This is a genomic window from Gemmatimonadota bacterium, assembly GCA_016719105.1.
Lineage (GTDB): Bacteria > Gemmatimonadota > Gemmatimonadetes > Gemmatimonadales > Gemmatimonadaceae > SCN-70-22.
Window position 1 is genome coordinate 1 of sequence record JADKAQ010000010.1, and the last position, 18,741, is coordinate 18,741.

17 protein-coding genes and 3 pseudogenes are annotated in these 18,741 nt (G+C 69.0%); 8 read left to right on the forward strand and 12 right to left on the reverse strand.

The annotated features are described in order from the left end of the window. Positions 1–2,167: 2,167 nt before the first annotated feature. Positions 2,168–3,111 (reverse strand): annotated as a pseudogene (locus IPN47_12790) (VF530 family DNA-binding protein). Positions 3,112–3,857: 746 nt separating this feature from the next. On the opposite strand from IPN47_12790, the gene IPN47_12795 reads away from it, so the two are divergent. The 3 genes and pseudogenes from IPN47_12795 (at position 3,858) to IPN47_12805 (ending at position 6,028) form a co-directional block, all read left to right on the forward strand. Further along, complete coding sequence (locus IPN47_12795) at positions 3,858–4,100, forward strand: hypothetical protein (GenBank protein MBK9408899.1); 243 nt, start codon at positions 3,858–3,860, stop codon at positions 4,098–4,100. A gap of 371 nt (positions 4,101–4,471) precedes the next feature. After that, positions 4,472–4,857 (forward strand): annotated as a pseudogene (gene apaG, locus IPN47_12800) (Co2+/Mg2+ efflux protein ApaG). A 283-nt stretch (positions 4,858–5,140) separates the two neighbouring features. Then, a complete protein-coding gene (locus IPN47_12805) occupies positions 5,141–6,028 on the forward strand; it encodes a hypothetical protein (protein MBK9408900.1) in 888 nt (295 codons plus the stop codon). Between the two features lie 57 nt (positions 6,029–6,085). On the opposite strand, the pseudogene IPN47_12810 reads toward IPN47_12805, so the two are convergent. From IPN47_12810 to IPN47_12830, 5 genes and pseudogenes are all read right to left on the reverse strand, one after another. Continuing rightward, positions 6,086–7,294: pseudogene (locus IPN47_12810) on the reverse strand (6-phosphofructokinase). A 118-nt stretch (positions 7,295–7,412) separates the two neighbouring features. Then, on the reverse strand, positions 7,413–7,568 hold the full coding sequence (locus tag IPN47_12815; protein ID MBK9408901.1) for a hypothetical protein: 156 nt from the start codon (positions 7,566–7,568) through the stop codon (positions 7,413–7,415). After that, positions 7,547–7,786, reverse strand: a complete 240-nt coding sequence (locus IPN47_12820) for a hypothetical protein (protein ID MBK9408902.1) — start codon at positions 7,784–7,786, stop codon at positions 7,547–7,549. The genes IPN47_12815 and IPN47_12820 overlap by 22 nt, the downstream gene beginning before the upstream one ends. After that, on the reverse strand, positions 7,749–7,940 hold the full coding sequence (locus IPN47_12825; GenBank protein ID MBK9408903.1) for a hypothetical protein: 192 nt from the start codon (positions 7,938–7,940) through the stop codon (positions 7,749–7,751). The genes IPN47_12820 and IPN47_12825 overlap by 38 nt, the downstream gene beginning before the upstream one ends. Positions 7,941–8,078: 138 nt before the next feature. Next, positions 8,079–9,035 carry an SRPBCC domain-containing protein gene (locus IPN47_12830; protein MBK9408904.1) on the reverse strand — a complete coding sequence of 319 codons (957 nt, stop codon included), beginning with the start codon at positions 9,033–9,035 and terminating at the stop codon, positions 8,079–8,081. Between the two features lie 391 nt (positions 9,036–9,426). Between IPN47_12830 and IPN47_12835 the strand changes: the two genes are divergently transcribed. Further along, positions 9,427–9,939 (forward strand): hypothetical protein, encoded by a 513-nt coding sequence (locus IPN47_12835; GenBank protein MBK9408905.1) that lies wholly within the window; start codon positions 9,427–9,429, stop codon positions 9,937–9,939. Positions 9,940–9,978: 39 nt separating this feature from the next. Beyond that, positions 9,979–10,629 (forward strand): hypothetical protein, encoded by a 651-nt coding sequence (locus IPN47_12840; GenBank protein ID MBK9408906.1) that lies wholly within the window; start codon positions 9,979–9,981, stop codon positions 10,627–10,629. A gap of 83 nt (positions 10,630–10,712) precedes the next feature. On the opposite strand, the gene IPN47_12845 is transcribed toward IPN47_12840, so the two are convergent. Further along, complete coding sequence (locus IPN47_12845; GenBank protein ID MBK9408907.1) at positions 10,713–11,036, reverse strand: hypothetical protein; 324 nt, start codon at positions 11,034–11,036, stop codon at positions 10,713–10,715. Here IPN47_12845 and IPN47_12850 point away from each other — a divergent pair. Then, entirely contained in the window at positions 11,026–11,481 is a 456-nt protein-coding gene (locus IPN47_12850) for a hypothetical protein (protein MBK9408908.1), read from the forward strand. The two genes, IPN47_12845 and IPN47_12850, sit on opposite strands and share 11 nt — an antisense overlap. On the opposite strand, the gene IPN47_12855 is transcribed toward IPN47_12850, so the two are convergent. Together IPN47_12855 and IPN47_12860 are read right to left on the reverse strand one after the other, a co-directional pair. Beyond that, complete coding sequence (locus tag IPN47_12855; GenBank protein MBK9408909.1) at positions 11,478–11,780, reverse strand: antibiotic biosynthesis monooxygenase; 303 nt, start codon at positions 11,778–11,780, stop codon at positions 11,478–11,480. The two genes, IPN47_12850 and IPN47_12855, sit on opposite strands and share 4 nt — an antisense overlap. Before the next feature lie 269 nt (positions 11,781–12,049). Next, entirely contained in the window at positions 12,050–13,129 is a 1,080-nt protein-coding gene (locus IPN47_12860; GenBank protein ID MBK9408910.1) for a hypothetical protein, read from the reverse strand. Positions 13,130–13,463: 334 nt separating this feature from the next. Here IPN47_12860 and IPN47_12865 point away from each other — a divergent pair, with 334 nt between their 5' ends. Beyond that, a complete protein-coding gene (locus tag IPN47_12865) occupies positions 13,464–15,080 on the forward strand; it encodes a DUF885 family protein (protein ID MBK9408911.1) in 1,617 nt (538 codons plus the stop codon). On the opposite strand, the gene IPN47_12870 is transcribed toward IPN47_12865, so the two are convergent. The 3 genes from IPN47_12870 to IPN47_12880 all read right to left on the reverse strand — a co-directional run bounded on the left by IPN47_12870 (position 14,982) and on the right by IPN47_12880 (position 17,526). Then, positions 14,982–15,995, reverse strand: coding sequence for a beta-lactamase family protein (locus IPN47_12870; GenBank protein MBK9408912.1), 1,014 nt, complete (start codon positions 15,993–15,995; stop codon positions 14,982–14,984). The two genes, IPN47_12865 and IPN47_12870, sit on opposite strands and share 99 nt — an antisense overlap. Further along, positions 15,896–16,285: a beta-lactamase family protein gene (locus tag IPN47_12875; GenBank protein MBK9408913.1), complete on the reverse strand. Its 390-nt coding sequence runs from the start codon at positions 16,283–16,285 to the stop codon at positions 15,896–15,898. The genes IPN47_12870 and IPN47_12875 overlap by 100 nt, the downstream gene beginning before the upstream one ends. Positions 16,286–16,860: 575 nt before the next feature. After that, positions 16,861–17,526, reverse strand: a complete 666-nt coding sequence (locus IPN47_12880; protein MBK9408914.1) for an ester cyclase — start codon at positions 17,524–17,526, stop codon at positions 16,861–16,863. A gap of 499 nt (positions 17,527–18,025) precedes the next feature. Between IPN47_12880 and IPN47_12885 the strand changes: the two genes are divergently transcribed. Beyond that, the coding region (locus IPN47_12885) for a hypothetical protein (protein ID MBK9408915.1) at positions 18,026–18,741 on the forward strand (716 nt) is incomplete at its 3' end.

An 18,741-nucleotide genomic window follows, 5' to 3' on the forward strand; every position in this document is an offset into this window, starting at 1 on the left:
GGGGTCGACTCGGCGCGCATCGGGATCTACGGCGTCTCGTACGGTGGGTTTACGACGCTCTTGGCGTCGCTCTTCCGCTACCTGGGCATTCCTTCGCCGCCGGTATCTCGGTCAGGCGGGCGTCACCGACTGGGCGCATTCATCGGATGAGGACCGCACGCATCCTCGGACGCCCCAGCGACGACCTCGACGGCGTACGCCACCTCCAGCCCCATCAACCACGCCGCCGGGCTGCGCGACGCCCCTCATCGAGCATGGGATGATCGACGACAACGTCGAGTTCCGTGACGCAGCCCGCCCGCGCAACAGCGCTGGAGCTCAGGAAGCCGCTCCCGACATGGCGTTCTATCCTACCGAGCCGCACCCGGTCGAGGGGGCGCCGGACACTGGTCAGACTTGGCTGCTTGGGGTTGGCGGCGTTCTTCCGGCGACATCTCATCGATCGATGACCGCCGTGGGGCGACATGAAACGGAGCCGCGCCGTAGGTCATTTTGAGCCGCACCCTCGGCTGTGCGGGTCCCAACACGGCCACATCTGACTCGCGCTCCTCGTTGAGCACGAGAAAGACGTCGCGGTCCTGGCGAAAAGTGAAGCCGAATGGTGCATTGGCCGAGAGGGGTGCGCCTGAGGCCGTTGTACTGCACCAGCGAGTTGAGCACCGCCCGGGTGGTGAAGGCGAAAGCGGGCAGCGACAGCAGGTGCGCGACAAACGGGCCCGTTAGGCAGCGACGCATCGCCGCGCGTGTAGCCAAGCTTGAAGCCGAGCGTGCGGGGGGCGGCCGCGCCGACCGTGGCCGAATTGATCGAGCCGCCGAACTGACGGCGGAAGTCGGCATTCGCCGTTCAGCACGATCGGGCGCCCTGGTCGGTGCTGCTGAACACCGTGATGTCGCTGGACGGATAGTCCCCCGCCGGAACCAGCACCGTGTCGGCAAGGGGTGGTGAACGCGTCGGTCACCCGGTTGCGCCTCATCGAGTAGAAGAGCGCCATGTTGTCGGCCGGGGACCACGCTGGTGCCGAGGCTCACGTTCCAGTCCAATGTTCGCCGCGTGTGCTGGTCACCACGTCATTGAACATGTTGATGCTGAGGCGTCGCAGGTTGAGGACGTACGATTGAACACGTAGCGAGCGTTCCCCGCGTCCGCTTGATGTCGCGTGGTGACGAAGTCGGCGCCTGCCTCGACGTCGGGGCCCCACCGCGACGTGCGAGAGCGACGCGCTCATGTTGGTGCTCTGCAGTCGGCGCCTGTGCGCCAAGCCACGTCATCGTTTCCGGGTCCTTCGTCGTGGGTGCGGGCCCCGAAGCCCTCGGACGTTGAGCTTCGTACGGGCCAGGAGCGAAAAAGTCGACACCACCAACGGTGTTGGCCGTCTCGGCGTTGCGCCGGTCCACGAGCATGGCCTCACATACCCCGCCCTCTTACAGGTCGTGCTTGATGCGCGCCACGTTGAAGGCGGTAAGCGGGTCGCCGCATCGCGACGCCGTCATCGCCGAGAGGAGCCGACCGTCTCGGAGTCGAGTCGTCCCGTCAGGTGCCCGCCGCCTAACATGGGGACCCCGCCTGAGTCGGCGTTGATCCCTGAGGTTGCGCGAGAAGAAGGCGAGGAATGGAGGCGGTTCGAATTGCCCGCGTGACCGGAAGGAGAAGATGCGGAGTTTTCCAGGAAGAACTCGCGCTTCTCGGGAAAGAAGAGGTCGAAGCGTGAGGTTGACCCGTCATCGACCCCCACCTGCGCGAAGTCGGGGTCAGGCCAGCCGTCAGGTCGAGCACCAGCCCCGACGCAATTCCTCTGACTTTGAGGTCGACGCCGACGTTCCCGATGCCCGACGTCGTGCTCCCATCCGTCTCGTGTTCCTGGTCGGCGCCTCCCAGCACGTAGGGCTTGAGGTCGACGTTGACGCCGGGGCGCGGAAGGTCGAGCCCCACGAGGTGGCCGGCGCGACGCTACGCGCGATCCCTTCGCTGCCCCGCGCCCAGCCGCGCCAGAGGACTTCCTCGTTGCCACATGAATCATGCGGTACACGTTGAACCCCACGCTGCCGTCGCCGTGATAGCGGAGCGTGCGAAAGGAATCGCGAATTCCGCCCGACCACCCCTCGGCGGTGGCTTGGCCGCCACCGTCCAGATGCCGCGCCAGTCGATGCTGTACTCCTCCCTCATCGGTCAGGAAGGCATCGAACTCGGCACCGTTAGATTGGTGGCGAAGAGGAAGGCGTTGCGATGATCGTGAAACGGATCGATGAGGATGGCGATCGCGTCGTCGCCGGCGAACTTTCGGCTTTCCGTCGAACTCCGTCTCCATGACTTTGTCGCGCGCCAGGGATGCGCGAGACGATGCGCTCGGGGTGTGTGTCGCGGGCGATCACCCCGACGAGCGCATCGCCGGCGGCAATGATCCGCACCTCGGTCGCCTCCGTCGAGAGTGCCTTCCACGGGTTCGCGCCGCCGGAACTCGGTGATCAGGGTCGCCGTGCGCCACGACGCCTCGGTGAGCAGGCCGTCGACCGAATGGCGCCAGTGGCCGATGCGGCGAGGGGTGCGGCGACCACCGTCGCTACCGGCGGCGCGACCGGGCCCGTCGTCGCCTGCGCCCACGTCGTGGACGCAACGGTCGATCCGGAGGCCACGAGCATCATGCTCGCGGAGCATGCGCCGGATGCCTGTGCACGACCCTCGCGGCGCCGGCGCTCGATGCTCCGGAACGCGCGCGCCGGCGTTGCAGCCCAGGTACAACGACTCGACCTTTTCGCGCGCCCACGGCGTCCGGCGCAAGAACCTGAGCGACGACGACACACTGGGTCGCTGGTGAAGCAGGCGATGCGCACGCGCCGACCCATGCGCGCCCGCCCCATGGACTCGACCAGCTCGGTGAGCGCTGCGCTCGAGGTGATGCCGTGCAGCGGATTGCGGCCTGGCCGGGAGGTGTGCCATGACGGCGAACGATCACCAGCGGCAGCGGGTCGCGCTGGCGTGCACGCGAGGCGCGCCAGATCACGCGCGCCCCGCGCAGCTTCACGCGCGCCCCGCGCAGCTTCACGCGCGCCCCGCGCCGTCTCACGCGCGCCCCGCGCCGTCTCACGCGCGCCCCGCGCCGTTTCGCACGCCATAAGCCAGCCGCAATTCCCCCTACCGCCCCCCTCGCCACCCGCTCTACCTTCGCCGCTCCACTCCCGCCTCACGTGACCGACTTCCCGCTGGGCCCCTCAATCACGGTCGAGCAACTCTCGGCCGATCCCTACCCGCTCTTCGCACGCCTGCGCGAACGCGAACCGGTCACCCGGGCCCCGCCGTGGGTCGGTGGCTCATCACCTCGCGCGACATCGCCATGGAAGTGCTGCGCGACCACGAGCGCTTTGCACCGACGATCCGCATTCCCCATCCGCGACACCTTCGGGGGCGCAGATGCTCAGCACCGAGGGCGAGGCACAACGACGCTGGGTCGGCCTGCGCCCCGCCGTTCAACGCGCGGGCCGCCGAGGAGTCGCGACCGCTGGTCGAGGCGATCGTCGAGCGGGCCCTCGCGCGCCTCGCCGGCCAACGCCCGACCGCCGACCTCCGCGCCGACTACGCCGCCCCATCGCCCTCGAAGTCATCGCCCGCGTCATCGGCCTCCCCGTCGCGCTCGACGAGCAGCTGCGCCGCTGGTACGACACCTTCGTCGACGCACTGATGAACTACGAGCGCGATCCCGGGACGCGCACGCGCGCCACGCCGCGGTGCGCGCCTTTCGCGACACCATCGCCCCGCGCCTCGCCGCGCCCGACGCAGACGAGACCACCCTGCTCGCCTCGCTGGCGCGCGCGCATCCGCGCCTGCTCGACGACGCCGAGATCGGCCCAACGCCCTCATCGTCATGTTCGGAGGAATCGAGACGACCGAGGGGCTCATCGCCAACGCGCTCTGGGCCATGTTCCATCACCCCGACGCCCTCGCGAGGGCCCGCGCCAGCGACGACGACCTCGATCGCTGCATGGAGGAATCGCTGCGCTGGGAGCCGGCGGTGCAGACGTGCACACGCTACGCCGCGCAGTCGTGCACGCTGCACGGCGCCGAGATCCCGGCGGGGGCGGTGGTGCAGTGCATGGTGGGGCGATGAATCGTGACCCGGCCCACTATGCCGATCCCGACCGATACGACCCCTGGCGACAGGAGTCGTTAGGGCACGCCGCCCGGCTTCCGGGCGCCACTTCTGCCTCGGGGCGGCGCTGGCCAAGGTCGAGGCGCGCGTCGCGATGCGACGCCTGTTCGAGCGCTTCCCCGCGCTGCGCTTCGATCCCCGCGGGTCGAGCGCCCCCACCGGGCACGAGTTTCGGAAGGCGGGGCGCGTGGCCGTCCAGCTGACCTGACGCCAGCGCTCCGCCCGGGCATAGAAAGATTGGTGCCGTGCAACGCCTCGATGCTATGATTGGGCGCGCGCTGCCCTCCCCCCTCGCGGCGGGCGCCAGGTTCCCTGCGTCGAGGATGCTGATGCCCCCAGTTCGCGTGCCGCTCTTTCACCGGATCACGGACGGAATCCGCATCACCGCGCGTCCGACCTTCCTGCACGAGCGCTCGAGCGCCGCCATCGGCCAGTTCGTCTTCGAGTACCACATCCGCATCGAGAACTGCGGCGAGCAGGCGGCGCAGCTTCGCTCGCGGCGGTGGCTCATCCACGATGACTCAGCGGGCGACTCGGTCGTCGAAGGGGACGGCGTGGTGGGCGAGCAGCCGTACCTGCAGCCGGGTGAGGTGCACGAGTGCCGCTCGTACTGCGTGCTCAAGTCGCAGCAGGTGGATGGAGGACCTATCGCTTCGTGCGCGACGACGGCTCGACGTTCGACGCCGTGATTCCGCGCTTCACGCTCGACGCCTAGTCGCGGGAAGCGGGGCCAATAGGCGAATCGGCGGCCACGCATCGCCACGCTGCGTCGTGAGTATCTTGCGGCGTCGCCCCTCAGGAGCCGTTGATGACCTCGAGCCTCGGACGCGCCGCGGGTCCCCGCAGCGCACGCATCCAGGCTTCGCCGCAATTTCAACGGGCGCACCTTCGCTCAACACGTGCCCCCGTCTCGATCGGCTTCCGGATGGGGTGGAACGTCCGTCTTCGCGAGTTCCTGTGCGGGGGAACGGCGCATTCCGTCGGGGACGATCCCGATCGTGAATCCGGTGGCGCGCTGGGCGGCGCCCCCGAGACGGGGCAGCGTCACGCGACTCGGGCATTCGACACTCCTCATCGAGATCGACGGCGTGCGCATCCTCACCGACCCGGTGTGGAGCACGCGTGTCTCGCCGCTCGCCTTCGGCCCCAAGCGCTTTCACCCGGTGCCGGCGCCGCTGGCGGCGCTCCGCCGCTCGACGTCGTGCTCGTCTCGCACGACCACTACGATCACTCGACCGGCAGACGATCCGCGCCCTGGCCCGTGCCGGCGTCCCGTTCGTCACGTCGTTAGGCGTGGGGCCATCATCGAGTCGGGGGGTCCCGCCCGAGACCGTGATCGAGCTCGACTGGTGGAGCGCACCGAGGTGAACGGCGTCACGATCACCGCGACGCCTCGCAGCACTTCTCCGGTCGCGGAATCAGGACCGGAACAGCACGCTCTGGTCGGCGATGCACTGCCAGGCGACCGGCACTCGTTCTTCTTCGGCGCCGACTCGGGGCTCACCCCGGAGTTCAAGGGATCGGCCGTCGCCTGGGACCGTTCGACGTGGTCGCCCTCGAGATCGGGGCCTACCATCCGTCGGGGGCGACATCCACCTGGCCCCGAGCATGCGCTCGTGGCGCGCGGGATGCTGGGGAGCGGGCGGTCCTCCCCATCCACTGGGGACGTTCAACCTCGCCATCCACCCGTGGGACGAGCCGGCGGGGCGATCGTGCGCTCTCGCCCCGACGCGCAGGTGCAACTGCTGCTCCCCGGTTCGGCGAGGCGATCGAACCGGCGCGCGGAGGGGATCGTCCCCTGGTGGCGCGGCATCGCGGCGGGGCGCGCCCCAGGCAACGACGACGAGGGGCTGGCCCGGCGCGCCCTGGAGTGGCTGCCGGACTAACGCGCGCCAGCAGGCTTCGCCGCTGGCGCGCTCACACCCTTCCTGTGCGCCGACCGCTCAGTCGCTCGTCATGATGAAGAGCGGCGCCCCGTCGAAGTCGTAGATGGGACGCAGTCGGCTCGTCTCGTAGTACTTTCCCACCTGCACGACTTTCTTCTCCGACGTCACGCTGCCGATGTGCACGCTGTCGTAGAAGCCGCGGTGAATGCTGACTAACCGCCCGAAGCGCTTCGCGAGGATGAGGTCGAGCGCCAGGTTGCCGAAGGCCATCGGGACGATCGAGTCGAGCGCGTCCGGGATCGCCCGAGCGCACCAGGTAGCCCAGGCGCTGGCTCACGACGTCGATGCGGCGTCCGTTGTTGTCCTTGGGCGACAGCTCCTTGAAGCGCCGCGGCGACCTTGTCCCCCACCCCGCCCAGCTTGCGGTGGCTGAACATGTCGGCCTCCGACCCCTCGAAGCTCATCCCGTCGTGCGAGGCGAGCTGCGCCCCTTGAGGCGAGCCGACCGCATAACGACTCGGGTGACGGTTGCGATCGTAGGTGAGCAGCTCCGCCAGCTGCTCCACGTCGACCGCGTGCTCGCGGAATGACGCAGCGGTCGGCAGCGCCGGCCAGTGGTGGGGAGCAGCGCCGTGAAGCCGGCGTAGCGCCCGAAGACCTCGATGACGAGGTAACGCTCGTGCGACCCGGCCGAGGTGCGCAGTGCGTGCGTGAGCTCGATCGTGCGCGTCACGCAGGGTGCTGAAGCCGATGCAGTAGTCGGTGCCGAAGACGTCGTTGTCCATCGTCTTCGGGATGGCGACAACGTTTACACCCTCGTCATGCAAGCGCTTGCCGTACGACAGCGTGTCGTCGCCCCGATGGGGATGAGCGTGTCGATCCCGATGCTCGAGGTTCTTGAGGATGTCGGGCGTAACGTCGTTGACCTTGTTCTCATACCCGGTCAGGTACGCGGGGGACGCGCTCGAGCGGCAGGTGCGAGGGCGCGTGCGCGACGTGTGCAGGAAGGTCCCGCCCGTACGGCCGGCGCGGTTCACGATCGCCTCGGAGAGGACCTGGATGTTGTCGCTGTTGTCGGCGTCCTTCTCACGATGGTAGTCGACCAGCCGCGCCCAGCCGCGGCGGATACCGATCACGCGATACCCCTCGCGCAGCGCGCGGATCGTGATGGCGCGAATGGCTGGATTGAGGCCGGGGACGTCGCCCGCCGGTAAGGATGCCGATGGTCCCTTCGAGCCCGACATGCGTCTCCTTGCTGGTGCGGATTGCGTCTGCTGCTGGTCGACGACAGGGTAATCGCAACCGGGGTGACTGTCCCGGCCCTCGTGCCACGCGCCGGACCTTCCCGAGCTCGGCGCGAGGGCGACACGCATCCTCGAGCGCTTCAGAGGACCGTCAGCCGCCCCGCCCCCTGATCCACCTCGTCGATGCGCCGCTGCGCCTCGCCCCAATCCACGACCGGCGCCACGTCGGTATCGGACAGCTGCAGCGAGGCCAGCGCCCGTTCCACCAGGGCGCCTAACGCCGGCCCCAGCGCCAACCCGAACTCCAGCTCCGCCCGCCGGCACAGGCGCTCCTCGCGCGCCCGGTCGCGCCTGGGCGGTGCACCCCCATGCAGTCCACGCGGGCGTGCATCCCCTCGTGCACGATCGACGCCGCCACCGGTGCAGCGGTGATGTCGCGCCGGTTGAGGAAGGTCAGCTCCGTCATGCAGACGCGGTCATCGGGGAAGTAGGCCCCGCGACAGGCGTAGCGCACGACCCAGAAGTGCGCAGGTCGCGCTGCGCAGGTGGCGCAGGCGCCACGGTTGCGCCTGTTCGATCAGCTGCAGCGCGTCGTCCAGCCGCTGCAGCACGTCGCCGGTGCGGATATCGGGACGTGAGTTCTCCACCACGACCTGGAAGCCGCGCACCGTGTACAGCTCCTGCTCGGCCGGGGGGCATGGTCATGGTCGCTACCCCGCCGCGGCCATCGTCGACGGCATGCGCACCGCCGTCACCTTGCCGCGCGCCACTTCCACGTCGCCGGCCAGCGACGCTCGTAGCGACGATCACCTTTGCGCGCCCCCCACCTCCTCGGCGCGCGACCGCAGCACCAGCTCGATCCCCATCGGGGTCGGCTTGAGGTAGTCGACGTGCAGCGACCCGGTCACGAAGCGCGGCGTCTCGTCGCGTCCGGGAAGCTCGCCCGCCGCGTGCATCGCGGCCGCCGCACCGGCCGCAATCGAATGGCAATCCACCAGTGAGGCAAGGAGCCCGCCATACACGTAGCCCGGGAGGGCGATGTGATACTCCCCCGGCATGAAGTGCGCGACTGTCTCTCCGTCACGCCACTCGCTCTTGATGTGCAGCCCGTGCGGGTTGAGGCGACCGCACCCGTGGCAATGGGAGTAGTCGTCGGGATAGAGATCCTGGAGGAATGCCATGCCGATTCGTCGGGGCTGAAGTCGTCCTGCCGGCCACCGACCCCAGGGCGCTGGCCCCCGGACGCCGGATGGCTCAGCGCCGCCCACGTCCGGGACGATGGTCTCTGCAATGTGGCCGCGAGTGCGCCAACTGGTCAGCGCAAATCCCCACCCCACGTGGAACCCCATCTGCTCATGCTGCTCCCGATCGGCCACGGTCCAGTGGCGCGCCCGCGCGGTGTAGCGCGTCTTCCCCGCCTCGTCTTCGAACGTAACGGTCACCGTCATGAATGGCTTGTCCGACGGCTCCCACGCCGACGTATAGGCGTCGGTGAAGACCAGCTTCTCGTTGGGAACGACCTCGAGGTAGATCCCGCGATTCGGGTACTCCGTCCCCTCGGGGTCGCGCATCACGATCAACGACGTGCCCCCCGCGCGCACGTCGGTTTCGGCGAGCGCAATGCTCCACGGCTTGGGAACGAACCACTGTGTGATGAGTTCGGGCTCGGTCCACGCACGATAAAGCGCGGCGCGCGGCGCGTCGATCAGGCGCGTGAGGACCAGTTCGCGGTCGGAGGTCGGTACGGGTTCTGTCGCGGACATCGGGGGTTCTCCGGAGGGGGATCGCAGGGTCGGTGGCGCCGCGGGTAATCTGGCTCCGGGGCCCCACCACTCAAGGCGCTTCGACTGGTGGACGCCGGGAAACTCATCGCCGGGGACAGCGATGATGGAGCGCCTCGCGTATGGAGCCCCAGTAGATTGCCCCGCCATGCCGCACGTCCAGCCCGCCTTGCGCTCCACGAGACCTCTGCACTCCGCGCTCCGCACCACCCTCGTCGCTTCCGCGCTCTCTTTGGCCGCCTGGCGCGGCGCGCGCGCAGGGGTTCTCCACGCACTCGGGCGACAGTACGCGCGCACCATCAGCGTATCGCACCTCAGGGCCATCCGACTCGACGGCCGGCTCGACGAAACAGACTGGGCGCTTGCCGACTCAGTGACCGACTTCCGCCAGAAGGAGCCGACCGAAGGGGGGCAACCGTCGGTGCGCACCGTCGTCCGGATGCTCGCCACCCCCGCCGGGCTGGCGCTCGGCTGGTGGTGCTACGACCACGACCCGGCCGCGATCCGCCGGACGCAGTTGCGCCGCGACGCCGCCCTTCGGTCCGACGACTACGTGAGCCTCATGATCGACGGGCTCTCCGACAAGCGCAGCGCCTTCTACTTCCGCACCAACTCCAACGGGGCCATGGGACGGCGACCACATCGACAACGAGGTGGGGAACGAGGAGGACGGGATCTGGGACGTGCGCACGCAGATCGACGCCGAGGGGTGGAAGGTGGAGATGCTCATCCGTGGACCACGCTGCGCTATCCGCGCGACGTGTCGTCGATGGGGATGAACTTCCGTCGCTTCCTCCCGCGTACCAACGAGGAGCTGCTCTGGCGTGCCTGGCGCCGCCCTGAGGGGCTGCGCTTTCTGAACGTGAGGGGAAGGTCGAGGGGCTGAGCGATCTCCCCGCGCGCAATCGCCGAGTTCCGGCCGTATGTGCTGGGCGAGGCGCGCCCCCGAGCGACGGTTCCGCGCCGACGGCCTGATTCGGTCACCGCCGAAGCGCTGCAGCGCGGCGACGCCGGGCTCGACGTGAAGATCCCGGTCACGGCGACGCTCACCGCCGACCTCACCTTCCGCCCGGACTTCGCGCAGGCCGGGGTCGACCGGCAGATCGTGAACCTCACGCGATTCCCGCTCTTCTTTCCCGAGCGCCGCACCTTCTTCACCGAGGGGGCGTCGACCTTCTCGTTCGGGCGCGAGCAGCAGACGCAGATGTTCTACTCGCGTCGCATCGCCCTGGGCGCGACGGCACGCCGGTCACCATCCCCTTCGGCGCCCGGAATGCAGGGGCGAGTGGGGGCGTACACCGTGGGGTTGCTTGCCGCGGCGACCGGCGGCCGCGAGGACTCGCGCGACTTCGTGGCGCGCGTGCGCCGCGACGTCTTCACGCGCGGCTACGTGGGGGCGATGTCGACGTTGAGCGATCGACCGTCGCGTCCGGGCGCCCTGTCCGGTGGGCTCGACTTCAACCTCCCGTTCATCGTCAAGGGGAGCAACCTGGTCTTCACGGGCAACGCCGCGTGGAGCCGTGACAGCACGGGGCGAGTCCGGCCGGCACTACCGGTTCGTCGTCGACTTCCCTAACGACCGCGTCGACCTCGTCACGCGCTTCGACCGGTGGAAGCCGGCTACAACCCGGCGCTCGGCTTCGTGCAGCAGCGCGGCATCTATCGCTGGGGGGGTCGATGGCGATCACGCCCCGCCCGCGCAACGCGCGCCTGGTGCGAAAGTTCGAGTTCAACCTGCTCAACTACGATGTCGTGTGGCGGCTCGACCGCGTGATGGACAACGCCTCGTTCACCGTGCGCCCCTTCGGCGTGCAGTTCCAGAGCGGTGACCGCATCGAGCTCAACACCATTCGCAAGTTCGACGCCCCCGACGTCCCGTTCGAGATCATCCCCGGTGTCGCGGTGCCAGCGGGTGGCTACTGGTGGAATCGCGTCGAGGCGAAGCACCGGCTCCAACGTGCGCACCTGGGCGGTGGAAGCCACGGCGTCGACCGGCGCGTTCTACGACGGCAACCGCCACGACCTCGCCTTTGTGGGCAAGCTGCGCCGCCAGCCGCATCTCGAGTTCTCGCTGGAGTACGAGCGCAACGACATCGAGCTCCCGGCCGGCGCCTTCATTACCAACACGCTGCGTTTTCGCGGCGACTACGCCGTGTCGCCGCGCCTCACCTTCACCGCCTTCGCCCAGGCCGACGATCGGTCCGATCGCACCGCACTCAATGCGCGCATGCGCTGGACGCAGTCGCCGGGCTCCGACCTGTTCGTCGTCTGGAACTCGGTGTGGCCCACGCTCCTGGAGCGCAGCTTCGCGATCATGAAGCCGCAGAACGGCGGGCTGGTGGTGAAGTACGTGCGCTTCTTCCGGAAGGGCGGACGTTTCGCGCGGAGGCCGGGCGTCGCGCCTGCGCCTCTGCGTACGCCTGCCTAACGGGTTGGCACCAACCCGTGTCCGCCGACGGGCCCGAGACGCGCCGACGTCTCGAAGCTGGCGATGAGCGGCCGCCCCTTCGCGATCGCCTCGCGCACGGAGGGAAGGGCGAGCGACGCCTTGTGGCTCGCCTCCGACTCCCACACCTCGCTCACCCACAGCACGTCCACGTTGGCGAGGTCGCGGGAGACGATGTAGCTCAGGCAGCCGGGCATGGTCGAGGCCCCTTGCGCGAGGATGGCGGCGAGCGCGTCGCGCTGGCCAGGGAGCGCAGTGATCTTGCCGATCATGCCGAACATGGTGGACCTCGTCTCCGGTGTGGGGCGTGGTCGCGTGGTGCCCACCACCTCGCGCACCAGGATGCTGTTCTCCTCGCGCCCGCGCCGCAGCGAAAGTTGCACCAGGGCGTTGATGCGCAGCCAGCGCCCGTTCCCCTCGCCCGTGAGCATGCCGGGCGCCGGATGCAGGAAGAGCCCCGACGCATCGATGGTGTCGAGCGCGGCCACCGCCGACAGGTCGCCACTTTCGCGCACGCGCAGCGTCCCGCCGCGCAGCGCGTCCTCGTAGTTCATCGCGACATCGACGCGCATCGGCGCCCCTTGCCGGGGAGGACGACCGATCCGCCCATCACCAGCACATCGACCGCCGCCCGGTCGTTGGTGGGGAGCGACTCGTAGGTCGCCGGGTCGGCAGCACGGTATCCGCCAGTTGCAATCGCCTGCAGCGCCGTGAGAATCGCGATCACGTTCACGCGACGCAGCCGCTGCTTCTCGGGATCACCCGGCAGCGCCCCGCTCTCGATGAGGACCGCGCTCGATCCCCATTGCTGGATCAGGTCGCCGAAGGCACGGGGGTTGAACGTGTCGTCGTACTTGGCGATGCGCCCGGGGATCTCGCGCTCGAGGACGTCACGCATGCGCGCCGCCACCAGCCGCGCCGTCGCCCGCACGGGACCATACGTCTTCTCGGCGTCGGCCGCCGGGGCGAGGATCGCGATCCCCACCTGGTTCCCATCGCGCCCGCCGAGCGTGCGCGCGTTCTGGTCGTGCAGGTTGAAGGCGAAGGCAGGTTGGATGGAGTCACGCAGCGCCTTGAGCGCCCGCGCCTCGGGGGTCGCCAGCCGGCGCGCATCGCGATTGACGTCCACGCCTAACGCGTTTTCCCGCTGGAAGAGCTCGGCCCCGTCGGGGTTGAGCATCGGGACCAGGACCATCGTCAGGCGCGACGTGAGCAGGTCGCGCAGGGCGTCGCGCTCACCGGTCGACGTGAACCAGGTGAGGATGTCGGCCAGCGACATCGTCGCCGTCGACTCGTCGCCGTGCATCTGCGACCAGAGCAGCACCGTCGTCGGGCCGCTTCCCACGGTGATGGCACGCAGCGGCCGGCCATTGATCGACTGGCCGATCGGCGTCACGCGCACCGCGGGCGAACGGGTCACGGGCTCGAGCGCGCCCCAGAGCTGCGCATGCGTGAAGCGCCGAGTCGATATGGCGACGACGCGATGACGCTCGGCGATGCGGCGCCCGTCGTCGAGGCAGCAGTCGCCGCCCGACGCAGCGGAGGGGGCCGGCGTCGGCGTTGCGCGCGCGCATGCCACGGTGACGGACACCAGCAGGAGGAGCGCGCGCGCGATCGTGGGGAGTCGCATGGTGTGGAGCTGGCGAAGAGAAGTTCCGCCAGGGAGAGCAAACGGCGGGGGGAGGATCTTATCGCGCGGCGATCGCCGGCGTGAAGGGTGCCGTCGCGACCTCGCGACGCGGTCGGATCCCGACTTGCCGGCGCCGGGCGCGCACGCCAGCTTCGCCGCGTCGATCCCACCCGTTCGTCGTGAGGCTCCAGAGATGCTGAACCCTTCGCGCGCGCCGTTTTGTGGTCCTTGCCGGGGCACTGTTCGTCGGGGCCTTGATCGTCGGCGCCGCCGACGCGGATGCCCAGGCGACGGGTAGCGCCGACGCCCGCCTTCGCGCCCTGTACACCGCCGAGTGGGAGTGGCGGCAACGCGAGTTCGGGCGCGGAGCGATGGCTTTCCGCGCGTCGACGCGAGCGCGCAAGCCGATCGCCTGGCCTACTGGACGCGTGCGCTCGCCCAGTTCGACTCGATTCCGTTCGCGCAGCTGTCGCCCGAGGAGCAGATCAACGCATCAGTCTTCCGCACCTCGGTCGTCGCGCTCGCCAACGACGTACGCTACAAGACGTACGAGGCGCCGTTCAACAGCGACTCGTTCTTCTGGACCGAGTTCACCCCGCGCCAGGGCTTCGGCAAAGTCGAGGACTACCGTCGCTTCCTCACGCGCCTGCGCGACGTCCCGCGCTACTTCGGCGACCAGATCGTCAACATGCGCGCCGGGCTGTCGCGCGGTTTCACCATCCCGCGTGTGAGTGTCGAGGGGCGCGACCAGACCATCGTCCCATACACAAAGGGCGATTCCACCAACCCGCTGTACGTCCCGTTCGCGGAGATGCCGCCTTCCATCGCCGAGAGCGAGCGTGCGGCGCTGCGAAGCGAGGCGATGACCGTGATGCGCGACGTCGTGGCACCGGCGTACGCCCAGCTCCTCACCTTCATGCGCGACGAGTATCTCGCCAGCGCGCGCACCGTACTCGCCGCGGTCACGCTCCCCGACGGCCCGGCCTTCTATCAGTCGCAGATCGAGAAGTTCACCACGCTCCCGCTCACCGCCGACCAGATCCACGAGCAGGGGAAGGCCGAGGTCGCGCGCATCCGTGCAGAGATGGAGGTGGTGAAGGGCAAGGCCGGCTTCACCGGAACGATGGCCGAGTTCTTCCACTTCCTGCGCACCGATCCGCAGTTCTACGCCAAGACGCCGCGCGAGCTGCTCTCCTACTCGGCGTATGTCTCCAAGAAGGCCGACTACAAGCTGCGGGAGACCATCGGCTACCTACCGCGTTACCGCCACGGGATCATCAAGGTCCCCGATGCCATCGCCCCCATCTACACCGGCGGGCGCGGCGGGTTGGACGCGTGCATGATGAACACCTACAACCTTCCGGCGCGCACGCTGTACACGCTCGCCGCGCTCACGCTGCACGAGTGCACGCCCGGGCACTCGTTCCAGGCCGCGCTCGCCCTCGAGGGGCCGCCGCGTCCCGAATTCCGCAACCAGACGTACTTCTCGGGCTACGGCGAGGGGTGGGGGCTGTACACCGAGTGGCTCGGCACGGTGATGGGGATCTACGAGACGCCGTACGAGGACTTCGGGCGCCTGACGTACGAGATGTGGCGCGCCTGTCGCCTCGTGATCGACACCGGCATCCACAAGTTTGGCTGGTCACGCCAGCAGGCGATCGACTACCTCAAGGAGAACGCCGCACTCTCCGAGCACGAGATCACGACCGAGATCGACCGCTACATCTCCTGGCCTGGACAGGCGCTGGCGTACAAGCTGGGTGAGATGCAGATCCGCCGGCACCGGCGCGAGGCCGAGGCGGCGCTGGGGGACAAGTTCGACCAGCGACTGTTCCACGACGCGATCCTGGCGTTAGGCTCGGTCCCGTTGCCGGTGCTGGAGCAGCGCATCAAGCAGTTCATCGCCGACGGGGGGAAGAACCCGCCACCGGCGTCGAAGGCGATCCAGTAGCGAGGATCCAGCGAAGTCCGCGCAGCGGCGCCTCGAGCCGCGGGGAGCGTGAGGCATGGCGGTTCCTCGCAGCGCTCCACACGATTGCCCGGACATGACGATGCACCGGTGACCTGGTGCCGCCGGTGCCGCGTCGGTCACGCATCGCCGCGCCCGACACGAGAACGACGGGCAACCGATGCGTGATCGTCGACTCAGGGCACGCGCTTGAACACCAGCGCCGCCCCCGACACCTTCGCCGTCAACGTCTCGACGCGCCCCGTCTCCGGGGCGAACTGGATCTCGGCCCCGCCGCTGCCGTCCATGATGAAGACGCCGTTCCCCTGATAGCGGAGCTGGCGCGTCTCCTCGAGTTCGGCGAACAGCTTCCCCTCCTTCGCGACGATGCGAACCGGTCCCGCTTTCCTGCGTAGCTCCCGTCACGCGCGCGATCAGCTCCGCCGGAACGGCGAGGTCCTTCACCACCGGCTCCGGAACGCCGAGCGCCCAGCGCGCGATGGTCTTCTCGAACCGGTCGGGGAGGTCGCTATCTCCGTTGACGAGCACGGCGATGATCAGCGAGTCGTTCGGGTACGACGCGAGCTGCGACCGGAAGCCGTCGATCCCGCCATTGTGCGAGACGATGCGGTGGCCGGCGAGGTCGCTGACCCCCAAGCCGAAGGCGTACGGCTGCTTCGTCCCGTCGGTTAGCGCGCGCGGCGTCGTCATCTCGCGGTACGTCGCCGGCCGGACGACCTTGCCCGACTCGAGCGCCATCGTCCACTTCACGAGGTCGCTCGCCGTCGAGCAGATCGCCCCGGCGGCGTACGGCGTGCTCATCTCCTGATAGTCGGCGTTCCGGAACCCGCCCTCCTTCCGCGACGCATAACCGTGCGCGCGGTTGGCGATGAGCGGCGTGAGGTGACAGTAGCGCACGGTGGCGAGTGCGTTAGGCGCGGCGAGTCAAAGTCGAAGGGCGCCGACTTGAACAGGGCGATCATCGAATCGGCGGGGACGTAACGCGACTTCCACGCCTGAAAGACGGGCATCGCGGTGTAGTTGTGTATCCCCGCGGTGTGATTGAGCAGGTGTGCAACCGTCACCGTGCTCCCCGCCCCGGGCCAATCGGGATAGAACTTCGTCAGCGGATCGGTGAGGGCGAGCTTCCCCTGGTCGACGAGCTGCAGGATGGCGGCTGCGGTGAACTGCTTGGTGACCGACCCAATCTGGAAGACCGAGGCCGGAGTGACGGCGACCTTGTTCTCGCAATGTGGCGTAGCCGAACCCCTTCGCGTAGACGATCCGCCCGCCGCGAGACACCGCGACGGCGATGCCCGGAGCCTTCCTCTTCACCAGCGCGGTACCGGCGGAATCAATGAGTCGGGTGAGCTTCGTGAGCGTGGCGGGGCGCTGCGCGGAGAGCGACGAAGCACCGAGCAGCGTGAGGGCGATGGTCCGAGAGATGGCGAAGCGCATGTGCGGAATTGGAGGGAATGGGGGCCGAGCGAACATGGCGCGCCAGACGACCGACCGCGAGAGGCTGGACGCCCGCTCTCGCGTCGCGACGTCGTCAACGGAGTCGGCGTGGGAAGGCGTACGCTTTCATTCCCGTGCGACCGCGTACAGGGAACTTCCTGGAGGACGTTCGTGGCAGCAGCCGCGGACCGGTGTCCACGCGTTCGTTGCGGGCCACGGGGCCTCGACGCGGCGGGGAGGGACGCGGCGTTGCCCTTGTCGCTGCCGTTCGCGTTGGCGTGGAGGTCGCGAACAGCCTGGCGATTAGCCGGCGCCGGATCGCTCGTCAGGCGCCCGCGGGGGCGCCGTGCAGCTGGCGATGGTAGTCGGCCACGTCGTACGCACCCACCGAGCGGGCCACGAGGGCGTCGGGGCCAAAGGTCCAGGTCTCGGACCCCTTGATACGCACGCGCCGCCCCGTGCCGCCCGGACCGGTGTTGGTCCCCGTGAGCGTCCACCGATACACCACGCGTTCACCATCGACGTCGAGCCCGTTCATCTCGACCAGCAGGTCGGGAAAGGCGACCATGAACCCCTCAGCCGAGGCGGTAATCGCCACCCGGCCGAGGTTGGGCGAGCCGCCATTGATGGTGAGCAGGCCGTCCGGGGCAAAGAAGGCGGCGACGCTGGCGGCATCCTGGCTGCACCAGGCGTCGGTAGGCGCGCGGCGAAGTCCTGAAGGTCCTTCGGATGCATGGGGCGATTCCGCACGGGTGAGGGGGTGGCAAGAGAATAACCTGCGCCGCACGCGGGGGCACCGGCCGGGTTGCACTTGCCCCGACTCGCCCCTCGATCCGGGCGTTCGCGCGCCCACTCCAGGCGCTCGCGCTCGCCACGCTCGTCGTTCCGGTCGCGCCCGTCGCGCAACCGCGCGCCGCCGCTCCGCGCGCAGCGCGGTCGACACGACCGCCCTCGCGCGCCTCACGTTTCGCTCGATCGGCCCCGCCAACATGATGGGGCGCCTGACCGACGTCGAGGAGCGGCGGCAACGCCAACCTTGTCTATGTGGAACCGCCGCGGGCGCGTTTGGAGAAGCGCGACGGCGGGACGACCTGGGCCCGCTCTTCGCAAACAGCCCACGCTCTCCGCCCTGGCCCCCGGGCCCGGCAACCCGGACGGATCTACGCGGGGAACCGGAGAGGCCAACGTCCGCAACTCCGGTCTCGTTCGGGCGCGGGATGTACAAGTCGCCGACGGCGGCCATCGTGGCGCTTCATCGGCCTGGGCGCACGCGCCATATCGCCCGCGTGATGGGGGAACCCCGCCGACACGCGCACGGGGTACACCTGCGCCGGGGGCGCGGCGGGCCTAACGCGGAACGTGGCGTCTTTGTCTCGCGCGACGGCCGCACGTGGAGCAGACGCTCTACGTCGCGACAACGGCTGCCGCCTGGACGTCGCCGAAGAACCCAACATCGTCTATGCGGCGATGTGGCTCTTCGACCGCAAGCAGTGGACGTTCACGTCAGGCTCGGAACAAGGCGGGATCTACAAGTCGGTCGACGGCGGGCGACGGCGCAAGCTCGGTGGCGGACTCCCGAAGCTCCTGGGTCGCGTGGAATCAAGGTCGCCCCGTCGTCGCCCAACACCGTCTACGCCATCACCGAGTCGAAGGAAGGATTCGTCTATCGCAGCGACGATTTCGGCGAGACGTGGCGCAAGACGAGCGACGACTCGCGCACGATCTGTCGCGGCTTCTACTACTCCGACCTGCGCGTCGACCCGCAGAACCCGGAGCGTGTCTACTCGATCGCCTGCAACCTCATGGTGTCCATCGACGGCGCGCGCACCTTCCGCCCGATCGGGCAGACGGTGCACGGCGACCACCATGGGCTCTGGATCGACCCCGCCGAGCCCACGCGCCTCTGGGACGTGAACGATGGCGGCATCGCCGAGTCGCGCGACCACGGCGCGACATGGCGCTTCCCGAACGTCTTCCCGCTGGCGCAGTTCTACCAGCTGCACGCCGACAACCGCGAGCCGTTCTACCACCTGGGCGGCGGGCTGCAGGACAACGGCAACTGGGTAGGCCCCAGCCGCACGCGTGACCCGTTAGGCATCCTGGTCGACGACTGGCAGCTGGTCTCGTACGGTGACGGTTACTACCAGACGTCGCACCCGGACGACCCGGACTCATCATCACCGACAACGGGGGGGAGGATCTGGCG